This window comes from Streptococcus sp. k-402 (assembly GCF_013277515.1).
Lineage (GTDB): Bacteria > Bacillota > Bacilli > Lactobacillales > Streptococcaceae > Streptococcus.
Genome location: NZ_VMNB01000008.1, coordinates 1 through 17,183, shown reverse-complemented (window position 1 = coordinate 17,183; position 17,183 = coordinate 1). Strand labels below are relative to the sequence as shown.

15 protein-coding genes and 1 pseudogene are annotated in these 17,183 nt (G+C 39.8%); 11 read left to right on the top strand and 5 right to left on the bottom strand.

Annotated elements, in window-relative coordinates:
- Positions 1 to 53: 53 nt before the first annotated feature.
- The gene (locus tag HT724_RS06135; protein ID WP_000005260.1) at positions 54 to 749 is read right to left on the bottom strand and encodes a VIT family protein; all 696 of its coding nucleotides are present in this window, start codon (positions 747 to 749) and stop codon (positions 54 to 56) included.
- Between the two features lie 708 nt (positions 750 to 1,457).
- Between HT724_RS06135 and HT724_RS06130 the strand changes: the two genes are divergently transcribed.
- The 8 genes from HT724_RS06130 (at position 1,458) to HT724_RS06095 (ending at position 9,896) form a co-directional block, all read left to right on the top strand.
- The gene (locus tag HT724_RS06130) at positions 1,458 to 2,918 is read left to right on the top strand and encodes an aminotransferase class I/II-fold pyridoxal phosphate-dependent enzyme (protein WP_173276780.1); all 1,461 of its coding nucleotides are present in this window, start codon (positions 1,458 to 1,460) and stop codon (positions 2,916 to 2,918) included.
- Positions 2,919 to 3,779 (top strand): polyamine aminopropyltransferase, encoded by an 861-nt coding sequence (speE, locus tag HT724_RS06125; RefSeq protein WP_000366713.1) that lies wholly within the window; start codon positions 2,919 to 2,921, stop codon positions 3,777 to 3,779. It begins immediately after the preceding gene.
- Positions 3,776 to 5,035 carry a saccharopine dehydrogenase family protein gene (locus tag HT724_RS06120; RefSeq protein WP_173276781.1) on the top strand — a complete coding sequence of 420 codons (1,260 nt, stop codon included), beginning with the start codon at positions 3,776 to 3,778 and terminating at the stop codon, positions 5,033 to 5,035. The genes speE and HT724_RS06120 overlap by 4 nt, the downstream gene beginning before the upstream one ends.
- On the top strand, positions 5,035 to 6,162 hold the full coding sequence (gene nspC / locus HT724_RS06115; RefSeq protein ID WP_173276782.1) for a carboxynorspermidine decarboxylase: 1,128 nt from the start codon (positions 5,035 to 5,037) through the stop codon (positions 6,160 to 6,162). The genes HT724_RS06120 and nspC overlap by 1 nt, the downstream gene beginning before the upstream one ends.
- Complete coding sequence (gene aguA / locus HT724_RS06110; protein WP_173276783.1) at positions 6,159 to 7,244, top strand: agmatine deiminase; 1,086 nt, start codon at positions 6,159 to 6,161, stop codon at positions 7,242 to 7,244. The genes nspC and aguA overlap by 4 nt, the downstream gene beginning before the upstream one ends.
- 9 nt (positions 7,245 to 7,253) lie before the next feature.
- Positions 7,254 to 8,129 carry an N-carbamoylputrescine amidase gene (gene aguB / locus HT724_RS06105; protein ID WP_173276784.1) on the top strand — a complete coding sequence of 292 codons (876 nt, stop codon included), beginning with the start codon at positions 7,254 to 7,256 and terminating at the stop codon, positions 8,127 to 8,129.
- A gap of 190 nt (positions 8,130 to 8,319) precedes the next feature.
- On the top strand, positions 8,320 to 9,021 hold the full coding sequence (locus tag HT724_RS06100) for a response regulator transcription factor (protein WP_173276785.1): 702 nt from the start codon (positions 8,320 to 8,322) through the stop codon (positions 9,019 to 9,021).
- The gene (locus HT724_RS06095; RefSeq protein WP_173276786.1) at positions 9,018 to 9,896 is read left to right on the top strand and encodes a HAMP domain-containing sensor histidine kinase; all 879 of its coding nucleotides are present in this window, start codon (positions 9,018 to 9,020) and stop codon (positions 9,894 to 9,896) included. Before HT724_RS06100 ends, HT724_RS06095 begins: the two co-directional genes overlap by 4 nt.
- Positions 9,897 to 9,936: 40 nt before the next feature.
- On the opposite strand, the gene HT724_RS06090 is transcribed toward HT724_RS06095, so the two are convergent.
- The 4 genes from HT724_RS06090 to HT724_RS06075 all read right to left on the bottom strand — a co-directional run bounded on the left by HT724_RS06090 (position 9,937) and on the right by HT724_RS06075 (position 13,116).
- Positions 9,937 to 10,689 (bottom strand): ABC transporter permease, encoded by a 753-nt coding sequence (locus tag HT724_RS06090; protein ID WP_173276787.1) that lies wholly within the window; start codon positions 10,687 to 10,689, stop codon positions 9,937 to 9,939.
- Positions 10,690 to 10,699: 10 nt separating this feature from the next.
- Positions 10,700 to 11,608, bottom strand: a complete 909-nt coding sequence (locus HT724_RS06085) for an ATP-binding cassette domain-containing protein (protein ID WP_173276788.1) — start codon at positions 11,606 to 11,608, stop codon at positions 10,700 to 10,702.
- Between the two features lie 141 nt (positions 11,609 to 11,749).
- The gene (locus HT724_RS06080; protein ID WP_173276789.1) at positions 11,750 to 12,559 is read right to left on the bottom strand and encodes a Cof-type HAD-IIB family hydrolase; all 810 of its coding nucleotides are present in this window, start codon (positions 12,557 to 12,559) and stop codon (positions 11,750 to 11,752) included.
- Between the two features lie 269 nt (positions 12,560 to 12,828).
- On the bottom strand, positions 12,829 to 13,116 hold the full coding sequence (locus HT724_RS06075; protein ID WP_173227210.1) for a DUF3270 domain-containing protein: 288 nt from the start codon (positions 13,114 to 13,116) through the stop codon (positions 12,829 to 12,831).
- A gap of 545 nt (positions 13,117 to 13,661) precedes the next feature.
- Here HT724_RS06075 and metK point away from each other — a divergent pair.
- From metK to HT724_RS06060, 3 genes and pseudogenes are all read left to right on the top strand, one after another.
- Complete coding sequence (gene metK / locus HT724_RS06070) at positions 13,662 to 14,852, top strand: methionine adenosyltransferase (protein WP_173227212.1); 1,191 nt, start codon at positions 13,662 to 13,664, stop codon at positions 14,850 to 14,852.
- A gap of 609 nt (positions 14,853 to 15,461) precedes the next feature.
- Entirely contained in the window at positions 15,462 to 16,532 is a 1,071-nt protein-coding gene (gene xerS / locus HT724_RS06065) for a tyrosine recombinase XerS (RefSeq protein WP_173276790.1), read from the top strand.
- 252 nt (positions 16,533 to 16,784) lie between these two features.
- A pseudogene (locus HT724_RS06060) lies at positions 16,785 to 16,944 on the top strand (integrase); the annotation flags it as partial.
- Positions 16,945 to 17,183: the final 239 nt, after the last annotated feature.

The window sequence follows — 17,183 nt, the reverse complement described above, 5'->3', positions numbered from 1 at the left end:
CATATATACGGCAAGGCGAAGCTGACGTGGTTTGAAGAGATTTTCGAAGAGTATTAAATGCTGAAAAGTTGTCCGAGCAGAAAGGTAACTCCCATAGTCAAGAGGCCAATAGCTAAGTTCCGAATCATAGCTGTTTTGGTAGGTGCTTTTCCAAGTCTAGCACTTGTGTAACCAGTGAGAAGAAGGGCCACACCGACGATAAGGACAGTAGCAGGGATGCGGTATTCACTTGGGAAAATGGTAATTGAAAGCATTGGTGGTAAGCTACCAAGGAAAAAAGAAATAAAGCTAGAGATAGCAGCATGCCAAGGATTGGTAAACTCTTCATACTCAATCCCATATTTTTCCTCTACCAAAGCCTTGAGCGGATTATTTAAAAAGGCCTTGTTGGTCAAGAGTTGAGCAGAGGTTTCACACTCGCCATTTTGAATATAGGCAGCATAGAGGGACTTTTTGGCTAGTTCCATATCTTGATCTAGCAAGAGTTGCTCACGTGCAACGGCTGCTTCCTCGGTATCTTTTTGAGTTGAAACGGACACATATTCTCCACCAGCCATTGAAAAGGCACCGGCCAAAATAGCTGCAAAACCTGATAAAAAGATAATCCAGATATTACTGGTAGCACTGGCAACCCCGATAACCACACCAGCAATGGAAATAATCCCATCATTGGCACCAAGAACACCCGCACGCAGGATATTTAAACGACCTGCAAAGTTTGAATCGATTTCGTGATTTGTCTCTGACATACTATTCTCCTTTTTATCCAGTATAAAGGAAACAGGTAATGAAATCAATCTTTTAAAAGTATCTGAAAAAAGTTGCACGATTTTAATGATATAAAAATGTCGACATCTTCTCTGATAGATCAGACACCAAAGTTAAAAAGTATAGAATGGCATAAAAAATTTAAAATTAAATACGATAATCATTTTGTTCACTTTATAATCGATTACAAGAAAATAATTAGTGTGAAATTAAATAAAATCCAACTATTTTACGAACTTTTTTATATTTTTTTCGTAAAATGCTTTACAAGTTTTTAAAAACATGATATAGTAATGGAGCTTAGAAAATGAGATGATGTTTTCTAGCAAATATAAACCCGAGTAAAAAATGCCTACGGACAGGCAGGGTTGAATGCCGAAGCGTGGTTGAAAAACCACATTATTGATAGGGTTAAAAGCCTACTTTTATAAGTTGATGTTAGGACACTTGTCCTAATTCATAAATTTTTAGTGTGGTGAAAGCACACGTCATCTTGTGAAACGATCAATAAAGTACGTAATATTTGCTACTAGAGAGTTAGGAAACATCGGGAACAGACATACTCAACAGAAACAAACATAAAAACGTCAGAAGATTGCAGAGCAGGTGAAAACCTGCTCTTTTTTCATGAGTCAACCTTTAGTTCCTTAGTTTTCATAAGGTCCTAAAAATATTGAAAGGAGTATGTCTTGAAAGAGTTAGATCAAAACCAAGCCCCAATTTATGAGGCCTTGGTGAAGTTACGCAAGAAAAGGATTGTTCCCTTTGATGTTCCAGGTCACAAGCGTGGACGGGGAAATCCAGAACTTGTCGAACTCTTAGGAGAAAAATGTGTTGGAATTGATGTCAATTCGATGAAACCCTTGGATAATTTAGGCCATCCCATTTCGATTATTCGGGATGCAGAGGAATTGGCTGCAGATGCTTTTGGAGCTAGCCATGCTTTTCTAATGATAGGGGGAACAACCTCATCGGTGCAGACTATGATTCTTTCCACCTGCAAGGCTGGAGATAAGATTATTCTGCCACGTAATGTCCACAAATCTGCTATCAATGCGCTGGTTCTATGTGGTGCCATTCCCATCTATATCGAGATGAGTGTGAATCCTAAGATTGGTATCGCTTTAGGTCTTGAAAATGACCGAGTAGCCCAGGCTATCAAGGATCATCCAGATGCCAAGGCCATTTTGATTAATAATCCCACTTACTACGGCATCTGTTCAGACCTGAAAGGGTTGACAAAAATGGCTCATGAAGCTGGCATGATGGTTTTAGTAGATGAGGCCCACGGAGCGCATTTGCATTTTACTGATAAACTTCCAATTTCTGCTATGGATGCAGGAGCTGATATGGCAGCAGTTTCCATGCATAAGTCTGGTGGGAGTTTGACCCAAAGTTCGCTTCTTTTAATCGGGGAGCAGATGAATCCTGAATACGTACGTCAGATTATCAACCTGACCCAGTCTACATCTGCCTCTTACTTGCTGATGGCTAGTTTGGATATTTCACGTCGTAATCTAGCCCTTCGTGGTAAAGAGTCTTTTGAAAAGGTCATTGAACTATCAGAGTACGCTCGTCGTGAAATCAATGCTATCGGTGGCTACTACGCTTACTCAAAAGAATTAGTAGACGGTGTGTCGGTCTGTGATTTTGACGTGACCAAGCTGTCAGTTTACACTCAGGGGATTGGTTTAACTGGTATCGAGGTTTATGACCTCCTGCGAGATGAATACGACATTCAGATTGAGTTTGGTGATATTGGTAATATCTTGGCCTATATTTCGATTGGTGACCGTATCCAAGACATCGAGCGCTTAGTAGGTGCTCTGGCTGACATCAAGAGACTCTATTCAAGAGATGGAAACGACTTGATAGCTGGAGAATATATTCAGCCCGAGTTGGTGTTATCTCCTCAGGAAGCCTTCTATTTAGAGAGAAAAAGTTTGACCTTGGATGAGTCTGTTGGACAAGTCTGTGGGGAATTTGTCATGTGCTATCCTCCAGGTATTCCTATCTTGGCTCCTGGAGAACGCATTACACGAGAAATTGTCGATTATATCCAATTTGCCAAGGAACGTGGTTGCTCACTCCAAGGGACGGAAGATCCTGAGGTCAATCACATCAACGTCATTAAGAGAAAGGAGAACTAGATGGATTTATGGTTTTCTGAAGTTCATACTCCAGATGTCAAATTGTCCCTGAGAACAGCCAAGCAACTCTACGCTGGTAAAAGTGAATGGCAGGATATCGAAGTCTTGGATACGCCAGCTTTTGGGAAAATACTGATTTTAAATGGCCATGTCTTGTTCTCAGATGCGGATGATTTCGTCTACAATGAAATGACCGTTCACGTTCCCATGGCTGTCCACCCAAATCCAAAGAAAGTATTGGTTATTGGGGGTGGTGACGGCGGTGTTGCCCAAGTATTAACCCTCTATCCTGAACTGGAGCAAATTGATATCGTGGAACCAGATGAGATGCTAGTTGAGGTTTGTCGTGAGTATTTCCCAGATTTTGCCGCAGGGCTAGACGATCCTCGTGTTACCATTTATTACCAAAATGGGCTACGCTTTTTGCGAAATTGTGAAGATGACTACGATATTATCATCAACGATGCGACAGATCCATTTGGACATACGGAAGGCCTCTTTACCAAGGAATTTTACGGAAACAGTTACAGAGCCTTGAAAGAAGACGGTATCATGATTTACCAGCATGGGAGTCCCTTCTTTGATGAGGATGAGTCGGCTTGCCGAAGCATGCACCGCAAGGTCAATCAAGCCTTTCCAATCAGTCGGGTCTATCAGGCCCATATTCCAACTAGCCCTGCTGGTTATTGGTTGTTTGGATTTGCTTCGAAAAAATACCACCCTGTCAAAGATTTTGACAAGGAAGGCTGGAAAAAACGCCAGCTTTTCACAGAATACTACACTGCAAACTTACATGTGGGAGCCTTTATGTTGCCCAAGTATGTTGAGGACATTTTAGAAGAAGAGGAAGGAAAAAAATGAGTCGTTTACTAGTTATTGGATGTGGGGGAGTTGCCCAAGTTGCTATTTCAAAGATTTGCCAAGATAGCGAAACCTTTACAGAGATTATGATTGCTAGCCGTACTAAGTCAAAATGCGATGACTTGAAAGCGAAGCTAGAAGGTAAAACAAGTACAAAGATTGAGACAGCTGCCCTTGATGCTGACAAGGTAGAAGAAGTGATTGCCCTGATTGAAAACTACAAACCAGAAGCTGTTTTGAACGTAGCACTACCATATCAAGATTTAACCATTATGGACGCTTGTTTGGCAACAGGTGTTCACTATATCGATACGGCCAACTACGAAGCAGAAGACACAGAAGACCCTGAGTGGCGTGCCATCTATGAGAAACGTTGTAAGGAACTTGGTTTTACAGCCTACTTTGACTACTCATGGCAATGGGCTTATCAAGAAAAATTCAAGGAAGCAGGCTTAACAGCTCTTCTTGGATCTGGCTTTGACCCAGGTGTGACTAGTGTCTTTTCTGCTTACGCACTTAAACATTATTTTGATGAAATCCACTATATCGACATTTTAGACTGTAATGGTGGTGACCATGGTTATCCATTTGCGACAAACTTTAACCCAGAAATCAATCTCCGCGAGGTTTCTGCGCCAGGTTCTTACTGGGAAGATGGAAAATGGGTCGAAGTCGAAGCCATGTCTATCAAGCGTGAGTACGATTTCCCTCAGGTTGGGCAAAAAGACATGTATCTCCTTCACCATGAAGAAATCGAATCATTGGCCAAGAACATTCCAGGTGTTAAACGGATTCGCTTCTTTATGACCTTTGGCCAATCTTATCTAACGCATATGAAATGCTTGGAAAATGTAGGGCTCCTTCGTACAGATACCATTAACTTCAATGGCCAAGAAATCGTGCCGATTCAATTCTTAAAAGCCTTGCTTCCAGATCCTGCCAGCCTTGGCCCACGTACAGTTGGTAAAACCAATATTGGATGTATCTTTACAGGTTTAAAAGATGGCGTTGAAAAGACCATCTACATCTACAATGTCTGCGACCATCAGGAATGTTACGCAGAAGTTGGTTCACAAGCAATTTCTTACACGACAGGCGTTCCAGCCATGATTGGGACAAAATTGGTTATGAACGGTACTTGGAAACAAGCTGGAGTGTATAACCTTGAAGAGTTGGATCCAGATCCATTCATGGAAGCTTTGAATGAGTATGGTTTACCTTGGGTTGTGGTTGAAAATCCACAAATGGTGGACTAATGAAGCTAGAACAAGTACCAACACCAGCCTATGTCATTGACTTGGCAAAGTTAGAAGCCAATTGCCGCATTCTACAATATGTACAAGAAGAATCTGGCTGCAAGGTTTTGCTTGCTCAGAAGGCTTATTCCCTCTACAAAACCTATCCCTTGATTAGCCAGTATCTATCAGGTACGACAGCTAGTGGACTTTATGAAGCCAAATTGGCAAGGGAAGAATTTCCAGGAGAAGTCCATGTATTTGCGCCTGCTTTCAAGGATGCAGACTTGGAGGAATTGCTGGAGATAACAGACCATATCGTCTTTAACTCAGAGAGACAGTTGCGTAAACATGGGGCTCGTTGTCGTGAAGCTGGTGTAAGCGTGGGTTTGCGACTTAACCCTCAGTGTTCAACTCAAGGAGATCACGCTCTCTATGATCCTTGCGCCCCTGGATCCCGTTTCGGAGTTACTCTAGACAAGATTCCGAGTGATTTGCTGGAATTGGTAGACGGTCTTCATTTTCATACCCTTTGCGAGCAGGGAGCAGATGATTTACAGACAACTTTGAAAGCAGTAGAAGCGCAGTTTGGTCCTTACTTACATGAGGTCAAATGGCTCAATATGGGGGGCGGACACCACATCACAAGAGAAGGTTACGATGTGGATTTGCTGATTTCAGAAATCAAGCGTATCCGAGAAACTTATAATCTTGAAGTCTATATCGAGCCGGGTGAAGCCATTGCGCTCAATGCAGGTTATCTAGCAACTGAGGTATTAGATATTGTAGCAAACGGTATGGAAATCTTGGTTTTAGACGCTTCTGCGACCTGCCATATGCCTGATGTACTTGAGATGCCCTATCGTCCACCTTTGAGGAATGGCTTTGAGGCACAGGAAAAAGCCCATACCTATAGACTTTCTTCCAATACTTGTCTGACAGGCGATGTGATTGGTGATTATAGCTTTGAAAATCCAGTCCAAATCGGTGATAGACTTTATTTCGAAGACATGGCCATTTATTCTTTTGTCAAAAATAATACCTTTAATGGTATTGGATTGCCAAGTCTCTATCTCATGGACGAACAGGGAGACTGCAGCTTAGTCAAAGCCTTTGGCTATCAAGATTTTAAAGGGAGATTATCATGATGGACAGTCCCAAAAAATTAGGCTATCGCATGCCAGCAGAGTACGAACCCCATCATGGTACCCTCATGATATGGCCGACTCGACCAGGTTCATGGCCCTTTCAAGGAAAAGCCGCCAAAAGAGCATTTACTCAGATTATCAAGACTATAGCAGAAGGGGAAAGAGTTTATCTCTTGGTGGAGCAAGACTATCTATCTGAAGCCCAAGACTACCTTGGAGATAGCGTTATTTATCTAGACATTCCCACTAATGATGCCTGGGCCCGTGATACAGGTCCGACTATTCTTGTCAATGATGAAGGCCAGAAATTAGCCGTGGATTGGTCTTTCAATGCTTGGGGTGGTGCTGTTGATGGTCTTTATCAAGATTATGAAGATGATAACCAAGTAGCCAGTCGTTTTGCTGAGGCCTTGGAAATGCCTGTTTATGATGCTAAACCTTTTGTCCTAGAAGGAGGAGCAATCCATAGCGATGGTCAAGGAACCATTCTCGTGACTGAAAGTTGCTTGCTTAGTTCTGGTCGCAATCCTCATCTCAGTAAAGAGGAAATCGAGAGTACCTTATTAGAGTGCCTTGGAGCTGAAAAAGTTATTTGGCTTCCTTATGGTATTTATCAGGACGAAACCAATGAACACGTTGACAATGTTGTTGCCTTCGTTGGTCCTTCAGATCTTGTTTTGGCTTGGACAGACGACAAAAGCGATCCTCAATATGCCATGTCATTAGCTGATTTAGCGCTTTTAGAAAAGGAAACAGATGCAAAAGGTCGACACTTCACTATTCATAAACTTCCAATTCCAGCTCTTCATCAAGTTGTAACCAAAGAGGATTTGCCAGGCTACATCTATGAAGAAGGAGAAGAAGAGCGATACGCAGGTGAACGACTAGCAGCTTCCTACGTAAACTTTTATATTGCCAACAAGGCTGTCCTAGTTCCTCAGTTTCAGGATAAAAACGACCAAGTGGCCTTAGATATCCTCAGTAAGTGTTTCCCAGACCGTAAAGTTGTCGGAATACCAGCCAGAGATATTCTCTTAGGTGGTGGCAATATCCACTGTATCACCCAACAAATCCCAGAATAGGAGAAAAAGATGAGAAATGTAAGAGTTGCAGCCATTCAGATGCAATGCGCTAAGGATGTGGCAACAAATATTCAAACAGCAGAGCGTTTAGTACGTCAAGCTGCAGAACAAGGCGCACAAATTGTTCTCTTGCCCGAGTTGTTTGAACGTCCCTATTTCTGTCAGGAACGTCAGTATGACTACTACCAGCATGCCCAGTCGGTGACAGACAATACAGCTATTCAGCATTTTAAGGTGATTGCTAAGGAACTAGAAGTCGTTTTACCAATCAGTTTCTATGAAAAAGATGGCAATGTCTTATATAACTCTATTGCTGTCATTGATGCAGATGGGGAAGTGCTGGGTGTGTATCGAAAGACCCACATACCAGATGACCATTATTATCAAGAAAAATTTTATTTCACACCTGGCAACACAGGTTTCAAGGTCTGGGATACTCGCTATGCCAAGATTGGTATCGGTATCTGTTGGGATCAATGGTTCCCTGAAACAGCGCGCTGTCTTGCGTTGAATGGTGCTGAATTGCTCTTTTATCCTACAGCCATCGGTTCAGAGCCGATTTTAGATACGGATAGTTGTGGTCATTGGCAACGTACCATGCAAGGACACGCAGCAGCTAATATTGTTCCAGTTATTGCAGCCAATCGTTATGGCTTAGAGGAAGTCACTCCAAGTGAGGAAAATGGTGGACAGAGTTCCAGTCTTGACTTCTACGGTTCATCCTTTATAACGGATGAAACAGGAGCTATTCTAGAGCAAGCTGAAAGACAAGAAGAAGCTGTTCTGTTAGCAACTTATGACCTAGACAAGGGAGCAAGAGAACGCCTAAACTGGGGCTTGTTTCGAGATAGAAGACCAGAAATGTATCAACGTATTACGGACTAGTAGGAGAGAAATGAGAGATTCATTCTGCTAGACTCGTTTTCACTAGCAATTATAGGGATGCTAGGTCATCTAGCAAGTGGATTTTATATTTTAACCCTCTAAAGCTTTCTCGCGCTTTTATGCGAGGAGCTTTTCTGTTTAAGCTTTATCAATAAAACATGCTATAATAGTTGCAGAAAGGTTGGTATTTATGGCTAGGATATTGGTTATTGAAGACAATAGTGACATTCAAGAGATTTTGCGAACACTTCTTACTGAAGAGCATAAGGTGATTCAAGCCTTTTCAGGAACTGAAGGCATCATGCGTTTTGACCAAGGTGGGATTGACCTCGTTTTGCTCGATATCATGCTTCCTGGGAAAAATGGGGATCAGGTTTTAAAAGCCATCAGGGAACAAAGTCAAATTCCAGTCATTATGCTAACGGCTTTGAGCGATAAGAAGTTAATCAGTCAATACCTCTTAGACGGTGCCAATGATTACATAGTCAAGCCTTTTGATTTGGAAGAAGTCTTTGCCAGAGTTACTGTTCAACTACGCCAAAGTGCAGAAAAACAGCCTATGGAAATAGGAAAAACTGAAAATCTGCCACAAAACTTGAAAAATATCCAGTTTGATGCAGAAAGTTTTGAAATCAAGAATAGTCAGGAAACCATTCGCCTTGCCAAGAAAGAATGCTTAATTCTTCAAACTCTCCTCAAACATCCTAAGAAAATTTTCACCAAGGAAGAACTTTATGAATTGGTCTGGGAGGATAGCTATCTACCTGGAGATAATACCCTCAATACGCATTTGAGTAATCTTCGAAAAAAATTAAGCCAGCTTGACCCAAATCAAGAATACATTGAAACCATCTGGGGAGTTGGGGTAAGATTAAAAGGAGATAAGCAATGACCTACATGATAATTTTTGTCCTACTAGTACTCCTAATTATTTTATCGATTGCATTGATTCGCTATCATCTGGCACTTGAAAGCCTGAGTCAACAGATTGAAGACAAGATTCTCACGGGTAGTATGAAAAGAGTTGGAGTCAGCATTTTTTCCAAACATTTTTTACATCTCTACCAGCAGATTGAGAATCTATTTCAGAAAGTAGAACAATCTCGGTTGGTGATGAAAAGGGAAAAGCAGACTCTGGATATGGCCATCAGCAATATCGCCCATGATATTCGGACGCCTTTGACTATCGCTTCAGGCTATACCCAACAATTGATAAAAACTCCTGAAAACAAAGCAGAAACCTTACAAAAAATAGTCCAGCATCTTGATTTAGTTTCCAAACGTTTGGAGGCTCTCCTAGAATACCGTCGTTTGATGGAAGGGGCTGTCAAACCGAAATTGGAAGAAGTGGATCTTTCAGCTTTTATCACCAAAAAGACACTGGCTTATTATGATGTTTTTCAGGCGGCAAATATCACGCTTGATTTTAAGGTTGAAGCTGGTCTGAAAATAAGGACTGATGAAGACTTGCTGGATCGAATTTTACAAAATCTGCTTGGAAATGTCCTCAAGCATGGTAAGGAAGAAGCGCGTCTATCTTTGAGAAAGGAAAAGGAACAGCTTGTCTTAGAAATTGCAAATCTTGTCAAACAGCCCATCAAAAAAATAGAAAATCTCAGCAACCGTTTTTATTCTGAAAATCTATCTGATACGGAAGAATCCTCTGGTTTAGGCCTTTATATCACTGAGGAATTATGTCATCTTCTCGGTGCAGAGATGAAACTAGGCACAGATGGGCAATGGTTGTCGGTTTTCATTTACTTTTAACGAAAAGAAACCTCCTCTGTAGGCTAGAGGAGGTCATTTTTTATAGACTTTTCTTTTTGAAAACTGCCAGTCCACCTAGATTGAAGATTACAATAACAGCTAAGGTAACTATAAGTGTGTAGAGAATTGACTCACTATTAGCAGTCATAGCATAGAAAAACTGCAATGATAAATATGGCGAAATTTTGATACTTGGGAAGATGAGCATTGGCATAGAAAGTAAGATAGAGCTGACCAAATAGCCAATAAATACTGCAAGATAAGAATGACTAACATAGAGGATGAAGGAAACAATGGAAAGCCAAGCTAGAAGGCAAAGAAATTGAAGGAAAATGGTTATCAGTAGATTGCCAATAAAGCCATCAGGCATAGTGCCAAATCCATTTAAGATAGTTGCTGGAATAAAGGCAATAACAAGGCTAATGATGACTTGCAAAAGTGCGATAGAAGCCAATACAAAGGCTTTGGCAAGGAAAAACTCTGTACGAGAAACCCCTACTGTCAAACTATTTTTATAGAGCTTTCCGATTAAATCAACACCGAGAACTAGACAAGTTAGAACAATACAGAGAAAAACGAGGTTTGAACCTTGACTAGATGCGTTAATCAGGGCTTGTACACCGTCCCAACCATGGGTTGGAATGTCTGGCTCTTCTGTCTGGATTGCCATCAGATGGCCCGTGGCTCCTATACTTGCTCCCATTAGCATGAGAGTAAAGAGAATAAATTCTGTAATCCAGAATCCTTTGGAACGGAAAAGACGGTAAAAGTCTGCTTGAATGGTATGTATCATGATTTTCCTCCTATTGGACCAATTGAGTGAAGTATTCTTCTAGGTTTTGACGGGCATAGTAAATCTCGTCAATGGCAACATCTGCCAAGGTTAATTCCTTAAGAATCTGCTTGACATCTTGTTCCTGACCAAAGATATGGATTTCATTTTCTGGATTGACAACCTTGAACTGGAGCTGGATTTGTTCTTTCAATACTTGACAAGCTTTCTCTTGGTCGGCTGTCTTAAGCACAATATAATCCTCACTTAGTGTTTCAAATTCAGCTTTGCTGATTTCACGGATAATATTGCCTTGATCTAAAATACCAAAACGATTAGCTACGAGGTAGAGTTCTGACAAGATATGGCTAGAGATGAGAATGGTTATCCCTTTTTCTTGATTTAGTCGTTGAATCATTAGTCGAAATTCTTTGATACCGATTGGGTCGAGACCGTTGATAGGTTCATCTAGGATCAGGAAGTCTGGTTTGGATAGGAGGGCAATGGCAATACCAAGTCTTTGTTTCATTCCTAGCGAGAAATCACGAAAGACTTTCTTACCTGTATCTGGCAAACCTACATAATCCAGCGTTTCTCGAATGACTTGATCAGCATTTGGAATATGGCGTATCATACAATAATAATTCAGATTTTGGTAGGCTGTTAAGTGATTATGAGCTACAGGTGATTCGATCACTGAACCTACTCGAGATAGAGCCTTGGTCCACTCATTTTCCGTTTTGCTGGAGAAGAGGGAAACAGTCCCCTTATCCGCAAACAGTAGTTGTGTAATGATTTTGATTAAGGTGGTCTTCCCAGCTCCATTCTTCCCGATAAGTCCATAAATATCTCCCTCTCTTATCGTTAGATGAAGATCCTGAAGAATAGCTTGTTTGTCAAAGTTTTTGGACAATCCATGAATGTCGAGCACTGTTTTCATGATTCTCTCCTTTTGATTTATTTTGTTAACTTTAGTATAAAGTATAGAAATCAAAGAAAGCTCAAGGATTTCTAAAGAGTTTCTAAAGTTTTAGGAATTCTTAAATATCAAAACCCAGTTTATATGAACTGGGCTTCTTGATTATAAAATATATTTCTCAATGGCACGAGCAACGCCGTCTTCTTCGTTGCTTGCTGTAACGGCATCCGCAAGAGATTTGACATAATCGCTGGCATTTCCCATTGCAATGCCAAGTCCTGCAAACTGGAGCATTTCGATATCGTTATTGGCATCGCCCATAGCCATAATTTCTGACGGCTCAATCTTCAAAATATCTGCTAGTCGAGAAAGAGCAGTAGCCTTTGTCGTACCAAGTGGCATGGCTTCATAAATGACAGGCTGTGAACGAACTCCACTAAATCGCTGACAGAGTTCCCCAGCAAAACGCTCTTCAAAATCGTCAGTTTGACTCTCTGTTCCTAAAAACATACCTTGGAACATGCGATACTTACCACTAGTCGCTTCCTCAAGAGAAATTTCAGTCAGGTCTGAAAAAACTAGTTTGGCGTCATTTTGAACAATTTCATTAGGCTTGCCACCGAGGACAAAATAATGCTCCTCATCAAAAAGAGTCAACTGAACATCGCTTTTTTCAGCTAGGTCATAGAGGTATTCGATGTCTGCTGGACTGAGTTCTTGCCAGTCAACTAAGCTCCAGTCGCTCGTTTGATGAGTTGAGCAACCGTTGTTCACAATAACGTACTCATTCTGGAGGTCAAGTTCCAGTTTTTTGTAGTAAGGAAGGACACCGAAAAGCGGGCGACCCGTACAGAGAACCAGTTTGACACCCTTTTCAATGGCTTGGTGAATAGCAGTAATGTGAGCTTGTGGGATTTCCTTGGCTTCATTGAGGAGGGTTCCATCCATATCCAAGGCTAGTAGTTTAATCATAAGACTTCCTTCTTTATCTTTTGGTATTATTATAGCATATTTTGGAGAAGAAATTGATAGGAAGCTTGGGACTAATTGATTTTACAGTTTAGGATGTTTGAAGAACGTTTATTAGGAATGGTTACACGTTATTCAATTAAGCAAATAATTATATTTGGCAAGCTGGTCAAAAAAACAGAGGATTTAAGATGAATAACACATTTTTCATCTTAAATCCTCTGTTTTCCTTAATTTTTTACAAATCAACTTGATTAGACCTGGGGTATGATTTATCTTCTAAATTTTCGTTTGATAATAGAGCGTTGGACTTTTAAAACAAGTAAGCTAAATCCAATTGCTGCGACAAATGCAAGAGCAGTTGATAATTTTAATGATAAAAAGATAAAACTAAAGATAGCAATGCAGATACAAAAAACAGCAATATTAATAAAAAATAGGATTTCCTTGAGATTGGCATCAGATTGTGCTTCAGGTGTATAATCTTGATAGCGAGGAATCTGATGATTTAATTCTTCTTGATTGTCTACCTCATAGGATTGTAATTTTCTTACAGGCATTATTCTCTCCTTAACTGTACATACCTATTTTATCATTTTTTCAGCAGAGAATTATTACAGAAAGGTTACAAAAAGAATAAAGTCCCTTTTCATTTTCAAACTATTGTTCAGGTTGAAAATAGATTAGTAAAAATTGAAACAGTACATTAATACTCTTCAAAACAAGTTAGCGTCATCTTGTATTAGGTATATGTTACTAATTTAGTCAGTTTTATCTACAATCAAAAAACTGTTCTTTGATTTTTATTGAGTATATAGACTGCAAATTGTGTTTAAAAATGGTATAATGATAAAGTTATATAGTCCCGATAAGATGGTAGGTATTTCTATTTTTTCTTTTGCGTCGCAACTCGCAAAGAATGACGGCTCCAAAGTCGTTCGTTATTCTACGGTTGCCGCTATAGGGGGATCACCCTATGCGCCTTACTAGCTTCAGAAATAAAAAAGTATCGTTTTTATTTCTGAAGCTAGTAACTCTTAGATAATGGAAATTCCTATCAGTACTTTGTAACTCTATAACACTATTTTTAAGGGGGGACATTTTTATGTCAGAACGTAAATTATTCACGTCTGAATCTGTATCTGAGGGGCATCCAGATAAGATTGCAGACCAAATTTCAGATGCGATTTTGGATGCTATTTTAGCTAAAGATCCAGAGGCGCACGTTGCTGCTGAGACAGCTGTATATACTGGTTCCGTCCATGTTTTTGGTGAAATATCTACAAATGCCTATGTGGATATTAACCGTGTGGTTCGTGATACCATTGCAGAGATTGGCTACACCAATACAGAATATGGATTTTCTGCTGAGACAGTGGGAGTCCATCCGTCACTTGTTGAGCAGTCGCCAGACATTGCCCAAGGTGTTAACGAAGCCTTGGAGGTTCGTGGGAATGCAGACCAAGATCCGCTTGACTTGATTGGCGCTGGTGACCAAGGGCTCATGTTTGGATTTGCAGTGGATGAAACAGAAGAGCTCATGCCATTGCCAATCTCACTCAGTCATAAATTGGTTCGTCGTCTGGCAGAACTTCGTAAGTTTGGTGAAATTAGCTATCTTCGCCCAGATGCTAAATCACAAGTTACAGTTGAGTATGATGAAAATGACCGTCCAGTACGTGTGGATACAGTCGTGATTTCAACTCAGCACGATCCAGAAGTCAGCAACGAACAAATTCACAATGATGTCATTAACAAGGTTATCAAAGAGGTTATTCCAGCCTCTTACTTGGATGAGCAAACAAAATTCTTCATCAATCCTACTGGTCGTTTTGTAATCGGTGGACCTCAAGGAGACTCAGGTCTGACTGGTCGTAAAATTATCGTAGATACTTATGGTGGCTACTCTCGTCATGGTGGTGGTGCCTTCTCTGGTAAGGATGCGACTAAGGTGGATCGTTCAGCTTCTTATGCAGCTCGCTACATTGCTAAAAACATTGTTGCAGCAGGTCTTGCTAAGAAGGCGGAAGTACAATTGGCTTACGCTATCGGTGTTGCGCAACCTGTATCTGTTCGTATTGATACTTTTGGTACAGGAACAGTAGCTGAAAGCAAACTTGAAAAAGCGGCTCGTCAAATCTTTGACCTTCGTCCTGCAGGAATTATCCAAATGCTGGACCTTAAACGTCCAATTTACCGTCAAACAGCAGCTTATGGACACATGGGACGTACAGATATTGATCTTCCATGGGAACGTTTGGATAAGGTAGACGCTTTGAAAGAAGCAGTCAAATAAAATCTTAAGAGTCCGGGGAAAAAGTCAATTTCAAGAAAAAATGAAGTAAAAAGCGTATAGTATCAAGTTTTTTCAATGACTGACACTATACGCTTTTTACTTTTAAAGAATTTTTATTCAGCCTCTTTTACTGACAAGACATTGCACACACAAATAATTGAATTTTGGTAAAAATAAGACTATAATTTAGTTAGAAATGATAAAGCATAAAGCTAGAAAGGAGTTTACTGCATCAAATCTGTACAGTCAGATTACAATCATGAAAAAGAAAACGATAGCAATTATACAATGTATATTGTATCTCATAGCTCCTTATATAGCTCTTCAATTATGTAGAATGAACAGAAGTTTCGTTACTGATCATCTCTTTTTTATTTTCCTTATTCTGCTGACTATTTCATTCTGGTTTAGTATTTGGAAACTAGAAAAAGCACTAAATAATGATTCACAATAATGACTCCAAAGATTTAGATCTGTTTTGTTTGCAGGTCTAAGTCTTTTTATCACTTTAAAAAACTCCTATGACATCTTTCCGAAAAACTATAATTTTCTTGAAAAATATATAGGTCTATGCTATACTACTAGTAGACTTATTTATGGAGAAAATACATGAAACGTGAGATTTTACTGGAACGAATCGACAAACTAAAACAAATCATGCCCTGGTATGCTCTGGAATACTACCAATCTAAGCTTGCTGTCCCCTATAGTTTCACAACCCTGTACGAATACCTCAAGGAATATGATCGATTTTTCAGCTGGGTTTTGGAGTCTGGTATTTCAAACGCTGATAAAATGTCCGATATTCCTTTATCAGTTTTGGAAAATATGTCTAAGAAAGACATGGAATCCTTTATCCTTTATCTACGTGAACGTCCCTTGCTGAATGCTAATACAACCAAACAAGGTGTTTCTCAGACAACCATCAATCGGACTTTGTCAGCACTTTCTAGTCTTTATAAGTATTTGACTGAGGAAGTTGAAAACGATCAGGGAGAACCTTATTTTTATCGTAATGTAATGAAGAAAGTTTCAACCAAGAAAAAGAAAGAAACCCTTGCTGCCAGAGCTGAAAATATCAAGCAAAAGCTCTTTCTAGGTGATGAAACAGAAGGTTTTCTGACTTATATCGATCAAGAGTACCCACAACAGCTCTCAAATCGAGCTCTTTCATCATTTAATAAAAATAAGGAACGTGATTTGGCTATTATCGCCCTTCTCTTGGCGTCTGGTGTTCGCTTGTCTGAAGCAGTTAATCTGAATATAAGGGATCTCAATCTCAAAATGATGGTTATTGATGTCACTCGAAAAGGGGGCAAACGTGACTCGGTCAATGTCGCTGCCTTTGCAAAACCTTATTTAGAAAATTATCTGGCCATTCGGAATCAACGCTATAAAACGGAAAAAATAGATACAGCTCTTTTTTTGACACTCTACAGAGGTGTTCCTAATCGTATCGATGCTTCCAGCGTTGAGAAAATGGTTGCTAAGTACTCTGAGGACTTCAAAGTCCGTGTAACACCCCATAAACTACGCCATACGCTAGCAACCAGGCTCTATGATGCCACTAAATCGCAAGTTTTGGTCAGTCACCAGCTAGGACATGCCAGCACACAAGTCACTGACCTCTATACCCATATCGTCAATGATGAACAAAAGAATGCCTTGGATAGTTTATAGATTACATAAATTAAATTATGTAATAAATAAGAAAGGGATTCAATAAACTATTAATCCTATCAAATACAATTGCTAACAGAGTAAACAGCTTTAAAGAATCTAAAATAAAATTTATGTGCCCATTAGCTTGCTTTTCTTTGTAATATCCTGGATATGCAAATCACTTATAATTGGTATTCATCTCAAAATAAGAGGATTCCACAAAAATAAATCAAATTGAACATCTATAAAAACATGCTACCTACAATGTCCAATATTTTATCAGAAAATAAAATTCCGCTAAAAACAATCACGGGCAGGGTTTGATCATTCCGACTCTGAAGTCACTACTTCTATCTATACCCACGTCACGAAGAACATGAAAGATAAAGCAATCAATGTACTGGATAAAGTTATGAAAAAGATTTTTTAAAAAGTTTGGCTCTATAATATTTGTAGTGGGTAAATCCCTATAGATATTATGGAGCCTATTTTAGGGTAGAAAAAAAGTCCCATATGACCTATAATGAAAAGCGATCAAACAACTCATTAGAAAGAATCATATGGAACAATTACATTTTATCACAAAACTACTAGACATTAGAGACCCTAATATTCAAATTATAGATATCATCAATAGGGATACACACAAAGAAATCATCGCCAAACTGG